Origin of the sequence: Leptospira chreensis (assembly GCF_016919165.1) — a bacterium.
Classification (GTDB): Bacteria; Spirochaetota; Leptospiria; order Leptospirales; family Leptospiraceae; genus Leptospira_A; species Leptospira_A chreensis.
The window spans coordinates 1-1,891 of the sequence record NZ_JAFFPS010000044.1; the positions used below are offsets into that span (position 1 = coordinate 1).

The following is a 1,891-nucleotide window of genomic DNA, read 5'->3' on the forward strand; positions in this document are numbered from 1 at the left end:
GGCGTTAGCGTCGGCGCGCCTTCTTGCGGAGCGAGAAGCGTGACGGAGAGGAATGTGTCGCAGACCGAGCGAGGCCGGCAGTGCCGAAGCGAAGCGTTTCCCCGCTGTTATACGAAGGTTCGCATTTATTTCCAATTATATATTCCGATATTTAAACCATCTTTTTTAGCTGCAGTAGCTAGATTATCGTCCGCACTAAGAAAGAAAGTTTCTTCTTCTAATTCTCTGAATAGAAGAATCGCAGAAACGAGGTGTATAGCATCGAAACCTCGAAGTAAATATTTTGAATGAATTCTATCTAATTCAGAATTTATTGAATGATCTACGTTAATTTTGACAAGTTGATCCCAATCAGATTTAAATTGTTTTATGATAGAGTCTTTTATTTTTTCAGAGAACTTATCAATTTTTTGTTTTTTATTAATCGTGCCTAGGATTTCTGAATAGCCAACTTGCGATATTGCAAGATATCGGTTATCCTTCCAGATTTTTAATACAGTATCAGAAGCAAATTCATCAAAGTATTTTTTTACAAGAACGCTTGAATCTAAATAATGAAACATTAACGATCGTTAAGTAATATATCAGATGCAGTCATTTTTGACTTTGTTTTAAGCGGAGTAATCGATTTACTTTGCTTATCCTTACTTGGAAGTTGTATCATACCTTTCTCAGCTAAAAGATACATTTTCTCAATAGTAGATTTTTGTTTGTTTGGTTCTTTTATTAGTCTAGCAATTGGTTTTCCGTGATCAGTAACGATTACTTCGTCTCCTAGCCTGGCTTTATCGAGATATTCGCTAAGCTTTGCTTTTAGATCTCTTACTCCGACATAAATCATTCTTTTGACTCCGAAATTGTGGTTACAATTGCAGGATAATGGTTACTTTCACAGAAATCAAGACGAAAAAATGCCAAATTTATGCTTTTCTTCGTTTTAAATAGAAGTTTGCGAACTTGCGTATAACGAACTAGACTAACCGACGTAGGCTGGCCCTGAGTCCCGGTAACGGGACGTTAGGGACTGGAACGACACTTGCGACTGCAAGGGGAGTGCCAGAAGCCTATGTGGCGTAGCCCAAGCGAGGGCTCGTCCCGAAGCGAAGCGGTAAGTCGCTGTTATGCGCAGTAATTTAGTTATAATCTATAATTCCATTTATTTCTAATTTTTCATTACAAGAATTAATGTAAGTAGTGATAATATCTTTTAGAATACTTCCATCTTCTTTTGCAATGTCTTGTAGAGAATAGAGATGATCGTTATTGAAAGGGTAATAAACTTGACAAAAGGAATTGAATTCAATTTCTTTTGTTTTTTGATTTGTTAATTGAACTTTTCCTTTTATTAAAATAGAATATTTATAATTAGTTGGTAGAAGACCATTAAATCGAATATTTTCAATTACTTCTATTTTTTCTAGATTAGCATCAAGTGAATGAGTAGATTCGTTTTGTTGATAATTTAATTTTTTAAAAAAAGAATTTTTATTCTTTAGAATTTCAACAAAATTAGCATTAAAGTTATCTTCAATTGAGCTATATGCATCTTTAATTAAAACATCAGCTTTAGGATTATGTATTAGGTATGGAATATACATAATTGGAATAAAAATATATGATAAATCGTTTGAAAGCTTTAAGGTTATTCTAGGTTTAGATTTCTGTACAATCTGAATGGTTGCCTTCTTAATTAAGTATTCAGCTTTATATTCATCAATTCTCTGAATAGATTTGCAAGACAAAGCGATCAGTATCGAGATAATTAGATATTTTTTTAATTTCATATATTTCCTTTTAAATGAATTTTAAATTATTTCGCATAACGAACTAGTGGAGACGACGTTTCCCGACCCTGAGTCCCGAACGGGACGTTAGGGACTGGCACGGAGTT

Annotated in this window: 3 protein-coding genes; all 3 read right to left on the minus strand. The window is 33.9% G+C overall.

The annotated features are described in order from the left end of the window. Positions 1–125: 125 nt before the first annotated feature. Positions 126–563 carry a type II toxin-antitoxin system VapC family toxin gene (locus tag JWG41_RS13315; protein WP_205270424.1) on the minus strand — a complete coding sequence of 146 codons (438 nt, stop codon included), beginning with the start codon at positions 561–563 and terminating at the stop codon, positions 126–128. Further along, positions 563–841, minus strand: a complete 279-nt coding sequence (locus tag JWG41_RS13320; protein WP_205270425.1) for a type II toxin-antitoxin system Phd/YefM family antitoxin — start codon at positions 839–841, stop codon at positions 563–565. The genes JWG41_RS13315 and JWG41_RS13320 overlap by 1 nt, the downstream gene beginning before the upstream one ends. A 292-nt stretch (positions 842–1,133) precedes the next feature. After that, positions 1,134–1,784, minus strand: a complete 651-nt coding sequence (locus JWG41_RS13325) for a hypothetical protein (protein ID WP_205270426.1) — start codon at positions 1,782–1,784, stop codon at positions 1,134–1,136. Positions 1,785–1,891 lie beyond the last annotated feature (107 nt).